Origin of the sequence: Alloiococcus sp. CFN-8 (assembly GCF_049943125.1) — a bacterium.
Classification (GTDB): domain Bacteria; phylum Bacillota; class Clostridia; order Clostridiales; family Clostridiaceae; genus JAEXZL01.
On the sequence record NZ_CP188040.1, the window covers coordinates 817,852 to 835,640 of the forward strand.

Here is a 17,789-nt window from a genome sequence, read left to right on the forward strand (position 1 = left end):
CCTCCTAGCCATCTATGCGCTTTGTTGCAACTAAGATTATTTTTTCATTATCACCAGAGCTGCTAAGCTCTACATCTCCAAGAGATATCAGCTGCTCAGGGCTCTGAAGTCCGCTTAGGTCAATTATTCTCTTACCGGATATTACATATACATTAGGTAGGTTAACTCCACCATCATTATATTCTGTCAGCTCCTCTAATATATGATTAAGAGTACCCTTCCAGCCAGCTTTATTACTTTCTCTCACCATTCCATTGATCTTTTGTAGCCTTATAATTCCTTCATCATCAACTATATTAACAGGAGTAGTTTTCTTTTTTACTAAGCCGAAAAGCTTTTTCTCAACTCTCTCATAGGTTACTGCCTTCATACTTTCATTGGTCGCTGCAATATAAAGACTTTCCTTAGGAGCATTTAAATTAGAAGCTACTATATCTAATAGCTCGTCATCAGTCAACCTCTTCTTAAGAAGGTCCTTGCTCCTTAGCTCAGTGGCTCCAACGGCAATGGCTCTTATAAGATTTCTCTGAGAGTCAACCTCCACCTGAATTTCTATTGTTGCAGGATCTGCTCCATTCTTTACTGCTTGAAGCTCAGCTTCTCTTCGGACGCTTAGGATATCAGCTTCTGTAGGGTTAAGAACAGTACGCTCTACCATATCTCTCACCATTGCCAAGGCAACACCTATGGTTGATATAACTGGTGCATTTTGAGCTATTTTAAACTTGTGATTCATGCTCTCCCCTAAATGAGGTACAACGGTAGAAGCACCACCTCCACCACCTATAAAGGTAGTAGTTCTTGGATCCATCTTATAATCAGAGATTAATTCTTTAACCACCTTACCATTCTTCAAGGCAGCATAATCTAAAACCTTCTTAGCAGCTTCCTCTACGGTGATCCCCATATTATCAGCTAAAGGCTTCCAGGCTCTCATTGCCGCTTCTCTATTTCCGTATGCATAATCCCCTTCCTTAACATAGCCACAGATATTTGCAGCTCCTGCCATGGTGAGAGTAAACTTCTTTCCATTTTCACATTCCACATAGGCATAATCAGGATCCGATTCAATGGGGCTTATAACAGCTAGCTTTGGATTTATTATATCCTCAGGAGAAGAATAAACCTCATAGTCCAGTCCTGCTATATGAGCACTTCTAGGTCCTACATCTACAGCTTTTCCATTTTTAATCTGCACCATGCTGCCTCCGCCGATACCTACAGTTCTAACATCCAGGGAGTTTAGATAGGTCTTATGACCCCCTACCTCAGCATATTTTACCATTACCTTTCCATCCTTTATACAGGATATATCAGTACTGGTTCCCCCTACTTCGAAGAAAATACCATCAGTGACCTTTTCATACATCAAGGCACCGGCAACTCCTGCAGCAGGTCCAGATAAAATAGTTAATATCGGTCTGTTTCTAACCTCATCGATGGTCATTACTCCTCCATCACATCTCATAACCATCAAAGGACTTGTGATATCAGCCTTTTTTATACTTTCTTCAGTCATATTAGCAGCGTCCAGCATCTTAGGAAGAATACTAGCATTTACCACAGCAGTCCTAGTTCTTACCTTCAATCCATAGAGCTTTGAAATATCCTTAGTGGCAGTACCGGGGATCCCTTCTTCAGAGCATATATCCAGTACCTTGTCCTCATTTTCCGGATTATCTACACTAAAGGCCTCAGCAGCTACGATGCTCTTAGCACCATTTGCTATAAGAGCCTTTACCCCCTGCTTTACCCCTTCAGATATATCCTCCCCCTCCACTATATTTACATATTCATTAATAGAGTGAAGATATTTTCCCGGAGAAAGCTCAAAGTCCCCCATGGTGGTATCTCCCTTAGCCTTCATGCCACCTACACCTTTTCCAAGAGTAACAATACCTACCTTAGCCACGTCTCCTTCTAAAAGTGCATTGGTAGCTTGGGTGGTACCATGGGCTATGAAGATTACCTCCTCAGCCTTTATATTATTTTCCTTCATTATTCTATTCAATACCTTTACTATTCCTGCTGCTACTCCTTCTTTAGCTCTATGAGTAGTCGGCTCCTTTACTGTAGCAATTAGCTCATAGGTATCATTATTAATAGCTACGGCATCAGTAAATGTACCTCCCACGTCTATTCCGATTCTTACCTTCATGTACCTCTCTCCTCGCTATAAAATAATATGATGGTATCCAAGAAGCCTTGGATACCAACAGTTTTTTCCTTTGTTATATAAATAAATTCTCTCTAGAAGTAGTTTACAGCTCCTAAGACAACTCCTATTGCAGCAACCACCCATAAGTATGGAAGAAGCTTTTTAGTAATTGTATTCACATCTACTTCTGCAAAGTTTGCAGTCCATACATTTTGAGTATTTGTTGGGTCACCTACACCTTGGATTCTTTCAGCAGCTAGGAAGCCTGCCATAACAGCCAGTGGTGTTAAGCTTCCTACCCCTGCCATAAGAGCAGCTAGTCCTGAGCCTAAGCCAAATAGGTTTAAAGGTCCTCTATAGAGTGCCAGCGGCGCTAAAGCTATGAAGAATATCACATAAACCACTGCAGACTTAGGTGTAACAGCTACCATGAATGGATTTAAAACCTCTTTAACCATAGGATTAGTTACTGCTAAGTACAGCATACCTATTCCTACCATTAGAATAACTGCAGGACCTGCATCGGTGATACCGTTATAGCAGGTTTGAGTTAAGAGGTTCATAGCCTTTGAGAAGCTCTTTGAGGTGAATAATAATATCCATAATATACCTGCTATAAAAGCTGGAACTATAGGAATTTCTAAGAATGCTACTAGAACTATAGGAATTACTGGAGTTACCATCGCTAGCACTCCTCTTACTCCCTTTAAGGACTGATTGTTCTTTTTCTCTTCTGTTACAGGAGCGGAAAAAGCAAACTTTATTCCATTTTTCTTGAATTCTACAAATATAAGGACTAAGGTTGCTACCGCAGTTGCTACAAGTAGATATATCTCAAAGCTCCTTATATTAGCTATTGAAAGCTCGAATATACTTGAGTAGGTCTGCCAGTTAGCCATGTTAAAGCATAGCCCAATGGCAAAGGCCATCAAAAATATACAGGCAGCGCTAATGGCAGGTAGTCCCACAGAAATCAGTATAGGAAGAACTATAGTTCCAACCATTATTACTGAACCAAGTCCGCTTAAGGTAGTAAATAAAAGAGCTACTGCAGCTACCATAACTAGAGTTACTATAAGAGGCTTGTCCCCTCCTAGCTCTGCAGAGATCTTTATAATATTTTCTGTAACACCTGTCTTGTTCATTATCTGACCAAGCCAAGCACCAAAGATAACAGCTATATAAGCTGATGCCATTCTCACTGAACCGCTTTCAACAACGGTATGCAAGAAGCCTACTTGATTTCCTTCAACATCCTGCCCAATAAATGGAACCCCTGCGATAATACAAATTATTACTGCTAATAACGGTAGCGCTAAAAGTGTTGGAATCTTTCTGGTAATCATAAAACCCGCTATAATTAAGAAACATATGATAATAAGTGCACCTTGTAACATTTACCCTTCCACCTTCCTCTTTATATATTTATTAAAGCCCTTCTATGACATTTCTAAACTCTGCTGTAGCTTTCTTAATCTTTTCTGCATCATCACCTCCTGTAACTACAGCACCAATCATCACAGCCTTGCAGCCATGGTCATAGAGGTACTTAACTTCTTTAGGTTTTATCTTTTTCTGACTAGGTATCAGCAGTGGCTTACCCGATTCAAGTGCTAGGCTGCCATACCTTAATAGATCAGAATAGCTTAAGGGAGTACCATAGCTTTCTCCTGGAATTATGCTTCCTTCCAGCACATCGATAGGAGAGCTCTTTATAGCTTTTATAAGAGCAGCATCATAGCTATTATCTATGGCAACCATCTTTGTAAGCCTTTTACTATCCATCATAAATGGTGGTAGATGATGAATGTAGGAGGAGAAAAATCCTATCCCCATTTCTTCAAGTATTATAAGCTCCTCTTCTGTAATAAAAGCATCCTGAGCTCCTGGAACGACTCCTACTGGTATCTCTCCTGCTAAATCTATCAGCTCTTTCAAAAATTCTTTGTTCTTGTCCAAATTACCAAAGCTATTACCACTGGCTCTATGAAGAAGATTCAAATGTAGCTTAATAGCCTGTGCTCCCCCATCTATGGCAGCCCTTGCAAAGTCAATTCTGTTGTCTGGCAAGCTAACAACTAGGCTAAATTTATTATTTATTATTTGCTCTTTAAAATTAGTCATATTTCCTCCTCTTGTTAGATTAAATTTAATTTTTTATTTCTCAGTCTCAGTGCTATATCATAATAAATCTCAGAGTCTAGCCTTTCCTCATATTGAAGCTTAGGCACTATCATAGGAGCTTTTTCCTTTTGAAAAGCTTTAGATAGGACCTCTAAGAATTCTTTATTACCTATCCCTTCACCAGAAAAGCTGATGGATTTGATAGAAAAGAATACACATATTGGCTTTAACACCTGAGCTAAATGCTTAATTCCCTGCTTAGAGTATATGTCCACCTTATTCATCAGTGCTGCTTCCTTAGGATTGTTGTGCTTGTCTGATGAATTATTCTTATTACTGAAGCTTAAGGGCTTTTCTTCCTTCTGCAAGAATAATGGACTTAAATCTATAATTTTCTCTCCATTAATCTCTAGAGGCTTACGATTAACTACAACACTGGCAAGAATGGTTTTTCCTATTCTCAGAAACAGCTTATTTTCATCCTGCATAAGTGCTTCTTCTCTGCTTAAACCTGTCAGGGTATAGGCAGCGGAATAATCTATCACTACTGGCACCTTGAACTGAGTCTTAACTGCATCCTCTAGGGTTATGGCTGCAGAGGATACCCCCGTAGAATAGGTCACAACAAAATCATCTATATTCATGTTATCCTGGAGAACTATTCCAACTCCTGCAAGTCTATGGCAATACTTATCCTCTTTACAGAAGAAATCGTTAACAGCTTCGGCCATGACAGTGAGTAAATCATTGCTATAAAGTGGCTTATCCTCTAGCTTAATATTGCTGATTTCATTAACAGTCATATCAAAGGCTCTTAAAAATACCCCATCCTTTTTGATATGAAAGACAGCAATCAGGCCATAGCTTCCTGAAAAGGCAATCTGTATTCGTTTTCTTCCTCCCGTGGAAGCAGCCTCACCTATCTCAGAAATAATCCCTTCCTCCAAAAGCTCGCTGATGAGGGTAGATATGGTACTTACACTTAATCCACTAGCCTCCGCTAGCTCAGTTCTGGACAATCCATTTCCCTCAGCTATACACTTAAGAACCAGCTGAAGATTTTTCTTTTTCATATCCTTAAGGGTTGTTTTTTTCATAAATATCACACTTCTTCATTAAGTTTATAGGACTTATTTCGAACTCCGAAATAAGTTAATCTAAGCATACCATTTCTTGTAAAGGTCAGTCAACATTATTTTCTAAATATTTAATTATTGACAAAATTACAAATCTCATTTAAAATTTATCCTGTAAATTAAAGAATGTCATCGGAGGACAGTACACCGTAGTGTAGGGGATCGTAAGTATAATGCTTGCAGGCCGCCTGTCAGAAAAGATGTCGAGTGAGCTCGGTTATTACTTTCTAAGTAGTAGTCGGGCATTTTTATTTTTACAGGAGGTTTTTATGAAAAAGGAAACAAAAATTACTCTAGCCCCATTGCAGGAAAGTGAAAAGGAGGCCTTCATCCTTAACATTCAAGCTGCCTTCAAAAAAGCAGTAGTAGAAGAATTTGGAGATGATGGAACTGAGGTCATCCCTCGAGAGGATATAATCCAATCCTTTGAAGCCAAGGGTGCAGAAAGCTATAACATTATTCAGAATGGCGAAGTAGTTGGTGGTGCTGTGATTGCAGTACATCCTGATACCAATAGAAACGAGCTTCTATTGCTCTTCGTGAATGTAGACTGTCATAGCAAGGGTGTGGGTGTTGCTGCATGGAAGGCAATCGAGGAGCTTCACCCAGAAACAGAAGTCTGGATAACACATACACCCTACTTTGAAAAAAGAAACATTCATTTCTATGTGAATAAATGCGGATTTCACATTGTAGAGTTTTTCAATCCACACCATCCAATGCCAAATCATACTTCAATGGAGGCTCAGAATGAAGAAATTCCAGGTGGAGATTATTTTCTGCGCTTTGAAAAGAAGATGAAATAGAAAATAAGGAAAAAAGCCACGGCTATTTCTCCAGATGGAGTTTAAGTCGCGGCTCTCTTTTTTTATATCATTTTAGCTTGCTATTTATATTTATTATTTATCTTCAACCATGGGAGTTAAGAAAGCACCCTGCTCTAATAAAATACGTCTTACCTCCTCCATGGAGATATCCTTTGCAGCCTTCTTTTCTTTTGCTGTTACAGCAGCAGCTACTCCAGCAGCATGTCCTAAGGCCATTGCTATTGGACTTACCCTTAAAGAGCTAGCAGCCTCATGCTCAGCACTTACACATCTACCAGTGGTAATAAGATTTTCCACCTCATTATTAACCATAATTCTATAAGGTATTGAATAATATGTACCTGGCTTTAGGAACTTATCATCATTAGAGGCACCATCTGGGGAATGGATATCAAAAGGATAGCCTCCCATGGCTATGGCATCTGGGAACATCACATTTTTCATCATTTCCTCTGCTGTTAGAGTGTATACTCCTTTGATTCTTCTTGTTTCCCTTATTCCAATTTGCGGACCGGTGGATACAAGATAGCATTCTTCAAAGCCTGGAATGTACTTTCTTAAGAAAGCCACTGATTCCTTTACTTGTTTTCTTCCCTCTATTTCTCCTAAGGTAAGGTCATAGCTGTCTGTTGCATTGAGCTTAAGAATCCTTGTCATATTTAGAATAACTTCATTGGGATTATTATTCTGGAAGAATAGCACCTTATCTCTAGGATAGGTAAAATCTCCGTTTTGCTTTGCTTCATTTAGCTTGCTGTAAAAGCCTGAAACAGAAAGTCTAGGTGTTTTCTGTATTGTCTCCCAATCTAATGCCAGAAATTCTTCAGGGTTATTCTTCATATATTCCTTAACCTTAGAAAGATCAACATTACCAATCCTTGCCTTCATGGTCATAGGCTGAGCTAAGCCGTCAAGCTTTCTTCCATACTCATAAGGAACTCCAGCCCTTACGGAAACATCTCCATCTCCTGTAGCATCTACAAAGACATCTGCTTCTATATCCATAAATCCTGCCTTTGTCCACAATTGTACAGATTTTAGCTTATTATCTATAACAGTACAGCCAGTGAATATGCTGTGATAAAGCATTTCTCCACCAGCCTCTATATGCTTATGCTCAATTACATACTTCATTGCCTCTGTATCAAAGGGGGTAAGAGAGGAGGCATAACCTATGGTATCAGTAATATGTCCAGGGCTTGCACCCATTTCCTTAAGAGTCTCTATAAGCTCATCAGGAATCCCCCTTACTACCTGCTTATCTCCTGCATGAAAGGTCATCATAGGACCAACCCCTGCAGCCGTAAGCATTCCACCTAGAAAACCATATCTCTCCACTACTAAGGTAGAAGCTCCAGCCCTAGCTGAGGCTATTGCTGCTATACATCCTGAAACTCCTCCTCCAATTACTACAACATCATACTTTTTCTTTAACATCGTGACTACCTCCTATAGTTAATAGCCTTATTCTAACTTAAATAGACTTTTTTGGAAAGGTATTCTTTAAGGAGTCTTTTAAATATATATGTCGTATTCCGTCAGGTGGATGGCACCATAGACTGAGAAAATCATTCGTGTTTATTTGTGATTAGGTTATACTCCGAAGGAGATACTCCCATTAACTTCTTGAACAAAGTACTAAAATAAGCAGTATCAGAATAACCAACCTTGGCTGCTATTTCATATACCTTTACCCTACAATCCTTCAGGAGTATGCATGCCATCTGTATACGATAATAGGTGAGATAGCTTGTAAAGGTATAAGAGGTTTCCTTCTTAAAGGCACGGCTTAGATGACCATCACTGATTTCTAAAAAAGCTGCAACGGTACTTATAGATATATCTTCTTTGTAGTGGAACTTTATATATTTTATCGCCTGAAGTACATACTTATTGGATATATTCTTATTAGGGTAAAAATCCAAGCCTGGAGGATTAACAAGCTCAGCAGTCTCCTCCTGATGGAACAGCTTTCTTATAGCCTCCTTAAGCTCCTCTTCCTTAACTGGCTTCAGTATATAGTCTGATGCTTTTAGCCTCAATGCTGCCTGAGCATATTTAAAGTCATTATAAGCAGACAAAAGTATCACAGGAGTATCAATAGCCTCCTCTCTAAGCTTTTTCAGCATAGAAACACCATCCAGCTTAGGCATCTTAATATCCGTAATGATTAGGTCAGGGCTCAGCTCTCTTATAAGGTCAAGTCCCTGCTCACCATCCTCAGCTTCCCCAATTATTGTACACCCCAGTTCTTCCCAATCAATGGTTTTAATAACCCCATGCCTCACTAGTCTTTCATCCTCAATAATCATAACTTTCTTCACTGCGCATCTTCCTCCTTAATCGGCAGTAGAACAGATATAGTTGTACCTATACCTTCTTCTATTGAAACTGAAATACCATAGCTATTTCCAAAATGTAGCTTGATAATTTTATTGACATTATAAAGTCCAAAGTGCCCTTCCTTTTGCTTAAAATCCCCCTCTGAAAACCACAGCAAAGTATCTTTGTCCATTCCTTTTCCATTGTCTGTTACAGAAATAGATAAATCACCACCAAGCTTCTCAGCATATATACTAATAGTTCCCTCCTCCATATCTCCAATCCCATGGATAATAGCATTCTCCACAATTGGCTGAAGAATCAGTTTAGGAACAAGGTAGCTACTTAAGACCTCTGGAAGCTCAATTTCATATGTAAACCATCTGCTCGTCCTCAGCCTCTGAATCTCTAGATAGCTCTCTACTATCTCCATTTCCTTTTTTAAAGAGATAAACTCATCACTTATAATACTCTTTCTTAGTATAATCCCTAGATTATCAATCATTTCTGCCAGGTTATCCAAATGGTTTATCTTTGCTCCCCATTTTATGCTGTCAAGGGTATTATATAAAAAATGAGGATTTAGCTGGCTTTGTAGAAGTCTTAGCTGAATACTGTTTAGCTCCTTCTGTTTTTCCAGCTTATTATCCATGTGGATTCTCAATTCCTCAGTCATAGAATTAAAATTATTAATCACATTTCCTAGCTCGTTGGTTTTAGCAGTTATAAGCTTTACCTCTAAATCTCCGCCCCTTACCTTATTCATAGCTTCATTTAACTGATTTATAGGCTGCCATAGCTCTTTTGTAAGCTTCATAGAAATAACTATACATAATAATAAGCTGGTTACAGATAGTACTATAGTTATGCTTTTCACTATTTCAATAGTTCCTATGTAATCATCCACCTCCTTCTGAATCACTACATAAAAACCACTTTTTTCTTCCTTCTCCCAAGAATACCTATGATTTTCTGGTGCCTTTCCACTAATCAGTGCATCTATAGAAGGCTGGCCAAATCTTTTATCAGAGGAATAAATTAAATTATTAAAGGAATCGGTGATAAGAACTGCATCTCCTGAAGGAAATATATCTGAGAATATATGCCTTAAGTTTTCCTCAGTAAATCCCATTACAATATATCCAAGGAGTATACCATTAGAGTTTCTTACCCTATAAGCACTCTGAAGAACTACCCCCTCAGCAATATAAGGCTCTGATGAAGATATGGTGTAATATGAATCTGAATTAACATGACTTTCCCTAAGAAGACCCCAGTTAACAGGCAGCCTATCCTCTGCTACATTAATATCATTACTATAATAAAGCTGACCACCAGCATCATATATTCCAAAGCTTGGAGTTATCATAAAGGAATTACTTTCCTCATAAAGAGTAGTATAAAGCACCTGCTGATATTCCGAATAGGTTCTTCTGATTAAAGCCTTAGCTGTAATATCATCCTCACACAAAATATCACAGATCTTAATAGAGCCTTCAATAAATTCCTGTAGCCTCATGGTAATTTCTTCAGCTTGTCTATCTCCTTCTGCCTTCATCCTATTATTTAAAGCCAGTTTATATACATTTGTTATTAAAACACTAGAAAATATTAAAGGAATAATTGCTACTAAAATAAGTCCATAGAATATCTGCTTCTTAAAGGATAAGGAATTAAATAGCTTATTCATTTCTATCTCCTCCGAAGCTTTTATCTGCAGGCTTACAGTACAAATAATTTCCCATAAATTCCTGCACATCCTCGCTGAGAATAAAGTTCATAAACCTCTTAGCAGCCTGGAGACTTTTTGTATCCTTAGGAATTACAGCAAGATCATATATGGTACAGCTACTTCCAGCGGAAGAAATATAGGCTATATTCTCCTCCGCCATTATTAATTCATTGGCTTTATCCTGAGTTACTACCCCAATATAATAATCCCCTAGTGCAACCTCTTGAGAGATTTCATCAATAGATGAAAGGTATTTATTCTCAATATTTACTTTGATATCCCCTATGTAATCCTTTACTTTAGAGATGCTTTCACCAAAGGTAATCACCTCACTATAAATTGCAGATGCTTTAGGATCTAAAAAGGCAATTTTATCCTTCCACTGTCCGTGAATCAGACTATCAAAGCTCACTGGTGCCTCTTTATAGGAAACAACCTCCGTATTATAAAAGATAACCATAGAATAATAAGAAAAATACTCAACAGCTTGGAAATCTTCCTCATTATCCTTAAGGAAACCTTCCGTAACCCCTAAAATAAAATCACAGGAAAAAGCTTTATCCTCTTTTGCCATTATAGATAGCTCTTCCTGGGTCTTTTCATGAACCTCTACATTAATATTCATTCGTTTCTCATATTCCTTTATTATCGGACCATATATACTTTTATCTAGAGGGGTATATACAACTAAAGTCGCTTCCCTCCGAAGCTCTGAATAATCATAAGCTTCACAGCCTGCAGTAAATATCAGTATAAATATCTGAATAAACACAAGTACTATTTTTCTCATAAAAGCTCCTTGATTTTATTATTAGTTAATTGTATCATTTATAGTTTTTTCTTTCAAATTTTATATTATTTTCTATATTTATAAATTCTAAAGCTTATGATTTGGCATTACTTATAAAAAATAAATGGGCTAATTATCAGAGTCCTCAAGACCAATAATTAACCCTTAAAGTAAAAGTTATCAGCTATATTATTTTATAATCTAATACCGTAATTACTCATAGTATTCTCTAAGGCTACCACATCGCCATGGTATACTATTCCTTTCATTCCTGTAAGCTCAGCAGCCTCAATGTTAGCACTATTGTCATCTATAAACAGACATTCCTCCGGCTTAAGACTAAAGGTATCATAAAAGGTTTCGTATATCCTTAATTCTGGCTTAAGCATATTATACTCTGCCGATATAAATTCTCCGTCAAAATGCTGAATAGCTGAGATATTAGCCTTAAACTGATGGTAAGCTATGCTGGTGTTGGATAATAGATATATTTTATAACCATTATTTTTTAATCTAATAACTAAATCCTCTATTTCATCATGTGAAGGAAGCTCCCTGTGCCAGTTGTCAAAAAGCTCCTTTACCTTATCATGAAGTCTTTCAGGAAGCCTGGTATTAATAGAGCTTATAGCTTCCTCTATGGTTATTATTCCTCTATCAAGCTTTATCCACTCTACAGATTTAAATATCTCCCTGTATAGAAGCTCACCATCCTCTTCATTATCAGCAAATAATGAAGTATATTTAAACGGATCATAGGATATAAGCACATTACCCATATCAAAGACTATATTTTTTATCATCTAACTCCTCCTTTATACTATTGATACCTTGCCTTTACTCAACCTTAAAAATATTAGTAGTGAAATTACCGTGCTCACTGTGAGAATTGTGGCCAGAGCCGCTGCGGTTCCGTAGCTATTTCTAACTACCTCTGTATATATGGCTACTGATATAGTGCTTGTTCTTCCTCCATAAAGCATAATACTGGAAGAAAGCTCATTAATGCAGGTAATCCAGCTTAATATAGCCCCGGATAAAATTCCTGGAAGCATCAGTCTTGAGGTTACCTTGAAGAAAGTCTTCATGGGTGATACCCCTAAATTTATTGATGCTTCCTCTACACTTTTATCCATCTGCTGCAGAAAGGCACTACCAGACCTAACGGTGTAAGGTAGCTTTCTAACCACAAAAGCTATAATCATGATAACAGCTGTTCCCGTTAAGAGCATAGGTCTTTTATTAAAGGCAACGATTAAGCTTATACCTAAAACAGCCCCGGGAATAACATAAGGGAACATTATTAAAAGATCCATGATTTGAGCAACAATACCTCTCTTTCTTACGATGATATAGGAAATTAAAAGCCCCAAAACTATGATAATGATAATAGCCACAGTGGAAAACATAAAAGTATTCTTTATATTTGTACCTAGTCTTCTTATGATAGTTTCATAATTATCAAGGCTAAATCCACCAACAAAACCGGTGAAATCAGTTTTCATAAAGCTGGATACTATTACCACAATCTGAGGTAAAACTCCAATAAAAGCCACTATATATACAGGAAGAGATAGTAAAAATCTTTTCCCACCCTTTAGCTTAATCTCTGCAGGAGGTCTCATTGCGGTCATAACATAATTCTTTCTAGATACATAATACTTCTGCAGCAGCAGTACTGACAGGGAGCAGAGCACAACTATAACGGATAAGGCACTGGCTAGATGAGCATTACCTCCTAGCTCACTCATATACTCATTGTATACAAGAACAGGTAATACCATATAGCCTTCCCCTATAAGCATTGGTGTACCGAAGTCTGCAAGGCTCGTCATAAATACCATTATTGCTCCTGCTGCGATAGAAGGTAAAATTACAGGAAGTGTTATAGTAAGCAATCGTCTAAATTTATTGCTTCCTAGATTTTCTGCAGCCTCCTCAAGGCTAGAGTCAATGCTTCCTATAGCTCCCTGAGTATACAGATACACATAAGGGAAGAGCTTAAAGGTAAACACTAAAATAATCCCTAGCTTTCCATAAATACTGGGGAGAATAACATCGAAGTTATTTTCAAAGAACTTCGTTACTAACCCAGCTCTTCCAAAAAGCATTATCCAGCTATAGGCACCAATAAATGGAGGACTCATAAGGCTCATTATTATCAATATGTGCACATATTTTTTCCCATATATATTGAACCTCGACATTATATAGGCCATGGGGACACCTATTATCAGAGTAGTTATCATTGCTACAACAGATACAAATAAGCTCCTTCCAAGAGCTGAATAATAATACTTTTTACTAAAGAACCTTATATAATTTACTAGGGTTAACCCCTCTTCTTTTTTAGAGAAAAAACTCCTGGTAATCAAGGTTGCAAAAGGATATATAAGAAAGGCTAACATTAAAATCAGTACAACAGCTTTTACCCAGAACCAGAAATCCAGCTTAAAATACTTTCTAAACATTAGAGCACCTCCCCGCCGGTGCTATCATAAAGATTAACTGCTTCAATATTGATTTCACAATAAACTCTGCTTCCATCGGGATGAATTATCTTAGAATCCTTTGTATATTCATTTATCTGAATGGTTTGTCCGTTATCTAGACTCACTTCATACTCTGTGAAATCTCCTAAAAAGGTGGATAGGATTATATTACCGGGTATCCCCTTATCTGAAATAACCAGCTGCTCAGGTCTTACAGATACAACAACATCCTCACCCTTCTGCATTTCCTTTATAGGGATCTTATAATCGTTATGAATTACAGCAAAGGCCTCTTCTTTTTCCTTCATAACCCTTGCCTTAATAAAGTTAGAAACTCCTATAAAGCTAGCTACAAAGGCATTAACAGGTTTTTTGTAAATCTCTTCAGGAGTACCTATCTGAATTATCTCACCTTCATTCATTACTGCTATTCTATCAGATATAGCCAGTGCCTCCTCCTGATCATGAGTTACATAGATAGTGGTTATACCAAGACGCCTCTGAAGCTTCTTAATCACTGTTCTCATCTGAACTCTAAGCTTAGCATCGAGGTTAGATAAAGGTTCATCCATTAAAAGAACACTGGGCTCTATAACAAAGGCTCTTGCTAAGGCAACTCTCTGCTGCTGTCCTCCAGAAAGCTCATTAGGTCTCCTATCCTTTAAGGGTTCAATCTGAACAAGCCTCAAGGCTTCTGACACTCTTTCCTCTATTTGTTTCTTAGGGAGTTTTTTAGCCTTCAAGCCATAGGCTACATTTTCCCACACTGTTAAATGGGGAAATATTGCATAATTTTGAAACACCATTCCTATATCTCTTTTATGAGCTTCTAAATTGTTAATCATCTTTTCATCAAAATAAATTGCACCACCATCGATGGAGTTAAACCCAGCAATCATTCTTAATAGAGTAGTCTTTCCACAGCCCGAGGGTCCTAGAAGTGTAAAGAATTCACCAGGCTTTACTTCTAAATTTGCTCCTTTAAGTGCCGTAAAGCTTCCATACTTTTTCACAGCATCCTTTATTACAACACTATGACTCATAAATATACCTCCTATATATTAGAGGAGCATCTCCTGCTCTAGGAGATGCTCCTGATATTTATAGCTTCTTTAATACCGGCTATTATTCTCCAACCATGATTTCATTAAATCTTTCAATAACAGCTTCCTTGTTCTTAGCAGCCCAGTCAAAATCGTAATCCACAAGCTTAATTTCACTTAAGGCTGGTAAGCCTTCAGGAGTTACATCACTACGTACTGGTCTTCTACCCCAGTCCTTATTCTGTGCTTCTTGAAATTCCTTTGAAGTCACATAGTCTATAAACAGCTTTGCATTAGCTTCATTAGGTGCGTTCTTTATAAGAGAAATACCATCGGGAACTGCAGAGGTGCCATCTGATGGATACACAAAGCCCACAGCAGCATTATCCTTGTATTGAACTGCAGCCTTCTCTAAGGTTAAGCCTACAAAGAATTCTCCATCGGCAACCATCTTATGAGCCTTGGAGGAGGAATCTAAAATCTTGCCATCTAAGTTAGCATAAAGCTTTTCAACCATATCCCAACCCTTTTCAGTACCACCATGTCCAAAGAGCATTGTTACAAGCTGAGTAAAAGCAGAACCTGATTTGGATGGAAGCACATAGGCAATCTTACCCTTCCACTCTGGATCAGTTAAATCTTCAAAGGATTCAGGCACTTCCATTCCAGCCTCTTCGATTAAGGTCTTATTATAAAATAAAACCATTGGCAAAGGACTTTCTCCAATCCATAAATCATCAGCATCCTTATAAGCTTCATCAATAAATTCATCATTGGCTGATACATAAGGTGCAAAGTATTCCTTATATGCGGCTAAGGAATCAGCTCCTCCTCCCCATATAACATCTGCTATTGGGTTTTCACTTTCAGCTGAAATACGATTCAAAAGCTCTCCTGTACCTGCAGCAACTATCTCTACATCTATATCTGGATATTCTTCCATAAACATATTTATACCAGCATTTAACGGATCTGCATCATGAGGTGAATAAACTACTACAGTACCTGAAGGTTTTGAATCAGCACCCTCACCAGTCTTCCCATCAGAACCCTTGTCCTTATTATCACTTCCACAGGCCGCAAGACTCAGGGCTAGTACGCCTGTAAGCATTAAGGTCAACACCTTTTTCATTCCATACACTCCTTTAATATCCATATAATATTTCCTAATAAATCCAGTATACTCCTTTTGTAAACATTTACCTATATGAGAATTCTGCTCTTTCTTTTGTGATTCTGACCTGTTGGAATATAATTTACATTTTGTTTTTTTACATAGTAATAAAAAATAACGCAAACAACAATTTTAGGGGCTGTCGCTTAGCGATTGAAAAATCGCAGGCGAAGCCCCTCTAACCTTAGACATTGGATTTTTGCTAAATAGCTAGAAAGTACCATTCCTCTTAAAAATGAATTTCATGACTATCTGTTATATTTTAAGGATAACTGTTCTTCTCAAAGGGAGCTCATTTCAAAATACTGCTCCTATCTTTTGGATCTAGACTACGTTAACTACATAAATAAAAGCTACAGTAAAATATTCAGAAAGCTGCTTCATATAGTTACTGATGATAAACTAACCTATGCTTTAAAAAGCTGTAAAGACATTTCAGATATTGAAACTCTTCTCTTCAACTTAAGTAACTGATTATGATTAATAAAAAATCTCACTTTTCTATAGCTATCACGGAAAAGTGAGATTCAAAACCTTCTTTACCACTCAGTGTGAAAAAAGCTCCCCCTATCCTTATCTATTCTCTGATAAGTATGTCCTCCAAAATAATCTCTCTGAGCTTGTAATAGGTTAGCTGGTAGCTTTTCTGTTCTGTAGCTATCAAAGTAAGAGATTGCGCTGCTTAAGGCAGGTACGGCTATCCCCATAGAAATTGCCGTGATTACTACCTTTCTAAGCGCCTGCTGATATGACAATAGAACCTCTTTAAAATAACCATCTAACATTATATTGGAGAGCTCTGGATTGTTTTCATAGGCTTTCTTTATCTTATCTAATAATGCAGCCCTGATTATACAGCCACCTCTAAAGACTGAGGCTATATTCCCTAAGTTTAAGCTCCATTTATATTCCTTAGAGGCTGCTCTCATAAGAGAAAAGCCCTGGGCGTAGCAGCATATACTACTTACATAAAAAGCTTGTCTCAGAGATTCAATAAACTCCAATTCATCTAGTTCAATACCCTTTTCAATCTCTGCAGATAAGACCCGGCTGGCCTCTACTCTCTCTTCCTTCATAGAGGAAAGGTACCTAGAGAATACTGATTCTGTAATTATTGGAACCGGAACGCCTAAATTTAATGCACTTTCACTGCTCCACTTCCCTGTCCCCTTTTCTCCTGCTACATCGAGGATTAAATCTATCATGGGCTTTTGAGAGTCAGTGTCTAGCTTCTTGAATATCTTTGAGGTAATTTCTACAAGATAGCTATTGAGTTCTCCATTATTCCACTGAGCAAACAGATCACTAATTTCATCATTGGAAAGCTTCAGAGCGCCCTTTAATAAGGCATATATTTCACAGATTAACTCCATATCACCATACTCTATGCCATTATGAACCATTTTAACATAATGCCCCGCACCACTATCTCCAATATAGGTGCAGCAGGGTTCATTCCCTACCTTAGCGGCAATGGCCATAAGTATGGGCTCTATGGACTTATAAACTTCTAGATCACCACCAGGCATCAGAGAAGGCCCCTTCAGAGCTCCCTCTGCTCCTCCGGAGACACCAACATCTATAAAATTATATCCCTGTGCCTCTAGTTGTGTCCTTCTCCTCATACTGTCATGAAAATAAGAATTACCGCAGTCTATGATAATATCCCCAGGGGTAATATATTTCTTTAGCTCCTCAATTACATTTTCTACAGCTTTTCCAGCCTTAATCATAAGAATGATTTTTCTAGGTGATTCTAGAGATTCTACAAAGCTTTTCAAGGAATCACTTATCAAGATATCCTTCCCCTTAGAAACAACCCTCATCCTGTTTAGGCTATCTAGACTGATATCATAAACGGAAACAGAAAAACCCTTATCCTCTATGTTTAGCGCCAGGTTTCCGCCCATGACACCAACACCTATTATTCCTACCTGCAATCCTCTTGTCATCTTCATTCCTCCTAAAGCTTTAATTAAAATACAAGGACC

General features: G+C 37.8%; 15 protein-coding genes. 2 read left to right on the top strand and 13 right to left on the bottom strand.

Features of this window, described 5'->3' with window-relative positions; translation table 11 throughout:
• Nucleotides 1-4: 4 nt before the first annotated feature.
• The 4 genes from ACPWSR_RS03615 to ACPWSR_RS03630 all read right to left on the bottom strand — a co-directional run bounded on the left by ACPWSR_RS03615 (nucleotide 5) and on the right by ACPWSR_RS03630 (nucleotide 5,379).
• Entirely contained in the window at nucleotides 5-2,158 is a 2,154-nt protein-coding gene (locus ACPWSR_RS03615; RefSeq protein ID WP_426350339.1) for a hydantoinase/oxoprolinase family protein, read from the bottom strand.
• A 92-nt stretch (nucleotides 2,159-2,250) separates the two neighbouring features.
• Nucleotides 2,251-3,504, bottom strand: coding sequence for a hypothetical protein (locus tag ACPWSR_RS03620; protein ID WP_426350340.1), 1,254 nt, complete (start codon nucleotides 3,502-3,504; stop codon nucleotides 2,251-2,253).
• An 82-nt stretch (nucleotides 3,505-3,586) separates the two neighbouring features.
• Nucleotides 3,587-4,282, bottom strand: a complete 696-nt coding sequence (locus ACPWSR_RS03625; RefSeq protein ID WP_426350341.1) for a hypothetical protein — start codon at nucleotides 4,280-4,282, stop codon at nucleotides 3,587-3,589.
• 14 nt (nucleotides 4,283-4,296) lie between these two features.
• Nucleotides 4,297-5,379 carry a winged helix-turn-helix domain-containing protein gene (locus tag ACPWSR_RS03630; RefSeq protein ID WP_426350342.1) on the bottom strand — a complete coding sequence of 361 codons (1,083 nt, stop codon included), beginning with the start codon at nucleotides 5,377-5,379 and terminating at the stop codon, nucleotides 4,297-4,299.
• A gap of 308 nt (nucleotides 5,380-5,687) precedes the next feature.
• Between ACPWSR_RS03630 and ACPWSR_RS03635 the strand changes: the two genes are divergently transcribed.
• Nucleotides 5,688-6,224: a GNAT family N-acetyltransferase gene (locus ACPWSR_RS03635; protein ID WP_426350343.1), complete on the top strand. Its 537-nt coding sequence runs from the start codon at nucleotides 5,688-5,690 to the stop codon at nucleotides 6,222-6,224.
• 93 nt (nucleotides 6,225-6,317) lie between these two features.
• Here ACPWSR_RS03635 and ACPWSR_RS03640 read toward each other — a convergent pair whose 3' ends face one another.
• From ACPWSR_RS03640 to ACPWSR_RS03675, 8 genes are all read right to left on the bottom strand, one after another.
• On the bottom strand, nucleotides 6,318-7,682 hold the full coding sequence (locus ACPWSR_RS03640) for an FAD-dependent oxidoreductase (protein WP_426350344.1): 1,365 nt from the start codon (nucleotides 7,680-7,682) through the stop codon (nucleotides 6,318-6,320).
• Nucleotides 7,683-7,813: 131 nt separating this feature from the next.
• Nucleotides 7,814-8,569 carry a response regulator transcription factor gene (locus ACPWSR_RS03645; protein WP_426350345.1) on the bottom strand — a complete coding sequence of 252 codons (756 nt, stop codon included), beginning with the start codon at nucleotides 8,567-8,569 and terminating at the stop codon, nucleotides 7,814-7,816.
• Complete coding sequence (locus ACPWSR_RS03650) at nucleotides 8,566-10,257, bottom strand: sensor histidine kinase (protein ID WP_426350346.1); 1,692 nt, start codon at nucleotides 10,255-10,257, stop codon at nucleotides 8,566-8,568. Before ACPWSR_RS03650 ends, ACPWSR_RS03645 begins: the two co-directional genes overlap by 4 nt.
• Entirely contained in the window at nucleotides 10,250-11,089 is an 840-nt protein-coding gene (locus ACPWSR_RS03655; protein ID WP_426350347.1) for an extracellular solute-binding protein, read from the bottom strand. Before ACPWSR_RS03655 ends, ACPWSR_RS03650 begins: the two co-directional genes overlap by 8 nt.
• A gap of 194 nt (nucleotides 11,090-11,283) precedes the next feature.
• Entirely contained in the window at nucleotides 11,284-11,892 is a 609-nt protein-coding gene (locus ACPWSR_RS03660) for an HAD family hydrolase (RefSeq protein WP_426350348.1), read from the bottom strand.
• A 12-nt stretch (nucleotides 11,893-11,904) separates the two neighbouring features.
• A complete protein-coding gene (locus ACPWSR_RS03665; protein ID WP_426350349.1) occupies nucleotides 11,905-13,560 on the bottom strand; it encodes an ABC transporter permease in 1,656 nt (551 codons plus the stop codon).
• Complete coding sequence (locus ACPWSR_RS03670) at nucleotides 13,560-14,624, bottom strand: ABC transporter ATP-binding protein (RefSeq protein WP_426350350.1); 1,065 nt, start codon at nucleotides 14,622-14,624, stop codon at nucleotides 13,560-13,562. The genes ACPWSR_RS03665 and ACPWSR_RS03670 overlap by 1 nt, the downstream gene beginning before the upstream one ends.
• An 82-nt stretch (nucleotides 14,625-14,706) precedes the next feature.
• Nucleotides 14,707-15,756, bottom strand: coding sequence for an extracellular solute-binding protein (locus ACPWSR_RS03675; protein WP_426350351.1), 1,050 nt, complete (start codon nucleotides 15,754-15,756; stop codon nucleotides 14,707-14,709).
• Between the two features lie 360 nt (nucleotides 15,757-16,116).
• Between ACPWSR_RS03675 and ACPWSR_RS03680 the strand changes: the two genes are divergently transcribed.
• The gene (locus tag ACPWSR_RS03680) at nucleotides 16,117-16,272 is read left to right on the top strand and encodes a hypothetical protein (RefSeq protein ID WP_426350352.1); all 156 of its coding nucleotides are present in this window, start codon (nucleotides 16,117-16,119) and stop codon (nucleotides 16,270-16,272) included.
• A 65-nt stretch (nucleotides 16,273-16,337) separates the two neighbouring features.
• On the opposite strand, the gene gnd is transcribed toward ACPWSR_RS03680, so the two are convergent.
• Entirely contained in the window at nucleotides 16,338-17,750 is a 1,413-nt protein-coding gene (gene gnd / locus ACPWSR_RS03685; RefSeq protein ID WP_426350353.1) for a decarboxylating NADP(+)-dependent phosphogluconate dehydrogenase, read from the bottom strand.
• Between the last annotated feature and the right edge of the window lie 39 nt (nucleotides 17,751-17,789).

What these genes read in the sequence shown, in the direction of transcription:
- ACPWSR_RS03615 (WP_426350339.1), bottom strand. Translation starts at nt 2,158, where the DNA reads ATGAAGGTAAGAATCGGAATAGACGTGGGAGGTACATTTACTGATGCC.
- ACPWSR_RS03620 (WP_426350340.1), bottom strand. Translation starts at nt 3,504, where the DNA reads ATGATTACCAGAAAGATTCCAACACTTTTAGCGCTACCGTTATTAGCA.
- ACPWSR_RS03625 (WP_426350341.1), bottom strand. Translation starts at nt 4,282, where the DNA reads ATGACTAATTTTAAAGAGCAAATAATAAATAATAAATTTAGCCTAGTT.
- ACPWSR_RS03630 (WP_426350342.1), bottom strand. Translation starts at nt 5,379, where the DNA reads ATGAAAAAAACAACCCTTAAGGATATGAAAAAGAAAAATCTTCAGCTG.
- ACPWSR_RS03635 (WP_426350343.1), top strand. Translation starts at nt 5,688, where the DNA reads ATGAAAAAGGAAACAAAAATTACTCTAGCCCCATTGCAGGAAAGTGAA.
- ACPWSR_RS03640 (WP_426350344.1), bottom strand. Translation starts at nt 7,682, where the DNA reads ATGTTAAAGAAAAAGTATGATGTTGTAGTAATTGGAGGAGGAGTTTCA.
- ACPWSR_RS03650 (WP_426350346.1), bottom strand. Translation starts at nt 10,257, where the DNA reads ATGAATAAGCTATTTAATTCCTTATCCTTTAAGAAGCAGATATTCTAT.
- ACPWSR_RS03655 (WP_426350347.1), bottom strand. Translation starts at nt 11,089, where the DNA reads ATGAGAAAAATAGTACTTGTGTTTATTCAGATATTTATACTGATATTT.
- ACPWSR_RS03660 (WP_426350348.1), bottom strand. Translation starts at nt 11,892, where the DNA reads ATGATAAAAAATATAGTCTTTGATATGGGTAATGTGCTTATATCCTAT.
- ACPWSR_RS03665 (WP_426350349.1), bottom strand. Translation starts at nt 13,560, where the DNA reads ATGTTTAGAAAGTATTTTAAGCTGGATTTCTGGTTCTGGGTAAAAGCT.
- ACPWSR_RS03670 (WP_426350350.1), bottom strand. Translation starts at nt 14,624, where the DNA reads ATGAGTCATAGTGTTGTAATAAAGGATGCTGTGAAAAAGTATGGAAGC.
- ACPWSR_RS03675 (WP_426350351.1), bottom strand. Translation starts at nt 15,756, where the DNA reads ATGAAAAAGGTGTTGACCTTAATGCTTACAGGCGTACTAGCCCTGAGT.
- gnd (WP_426350353.1), bottom strand. Translation starts at nt 17,750, where the DNA reads ATGACAAGAGGATTGCAGGTAGGAATAATAGGTGTTGGTGTCATGGGC.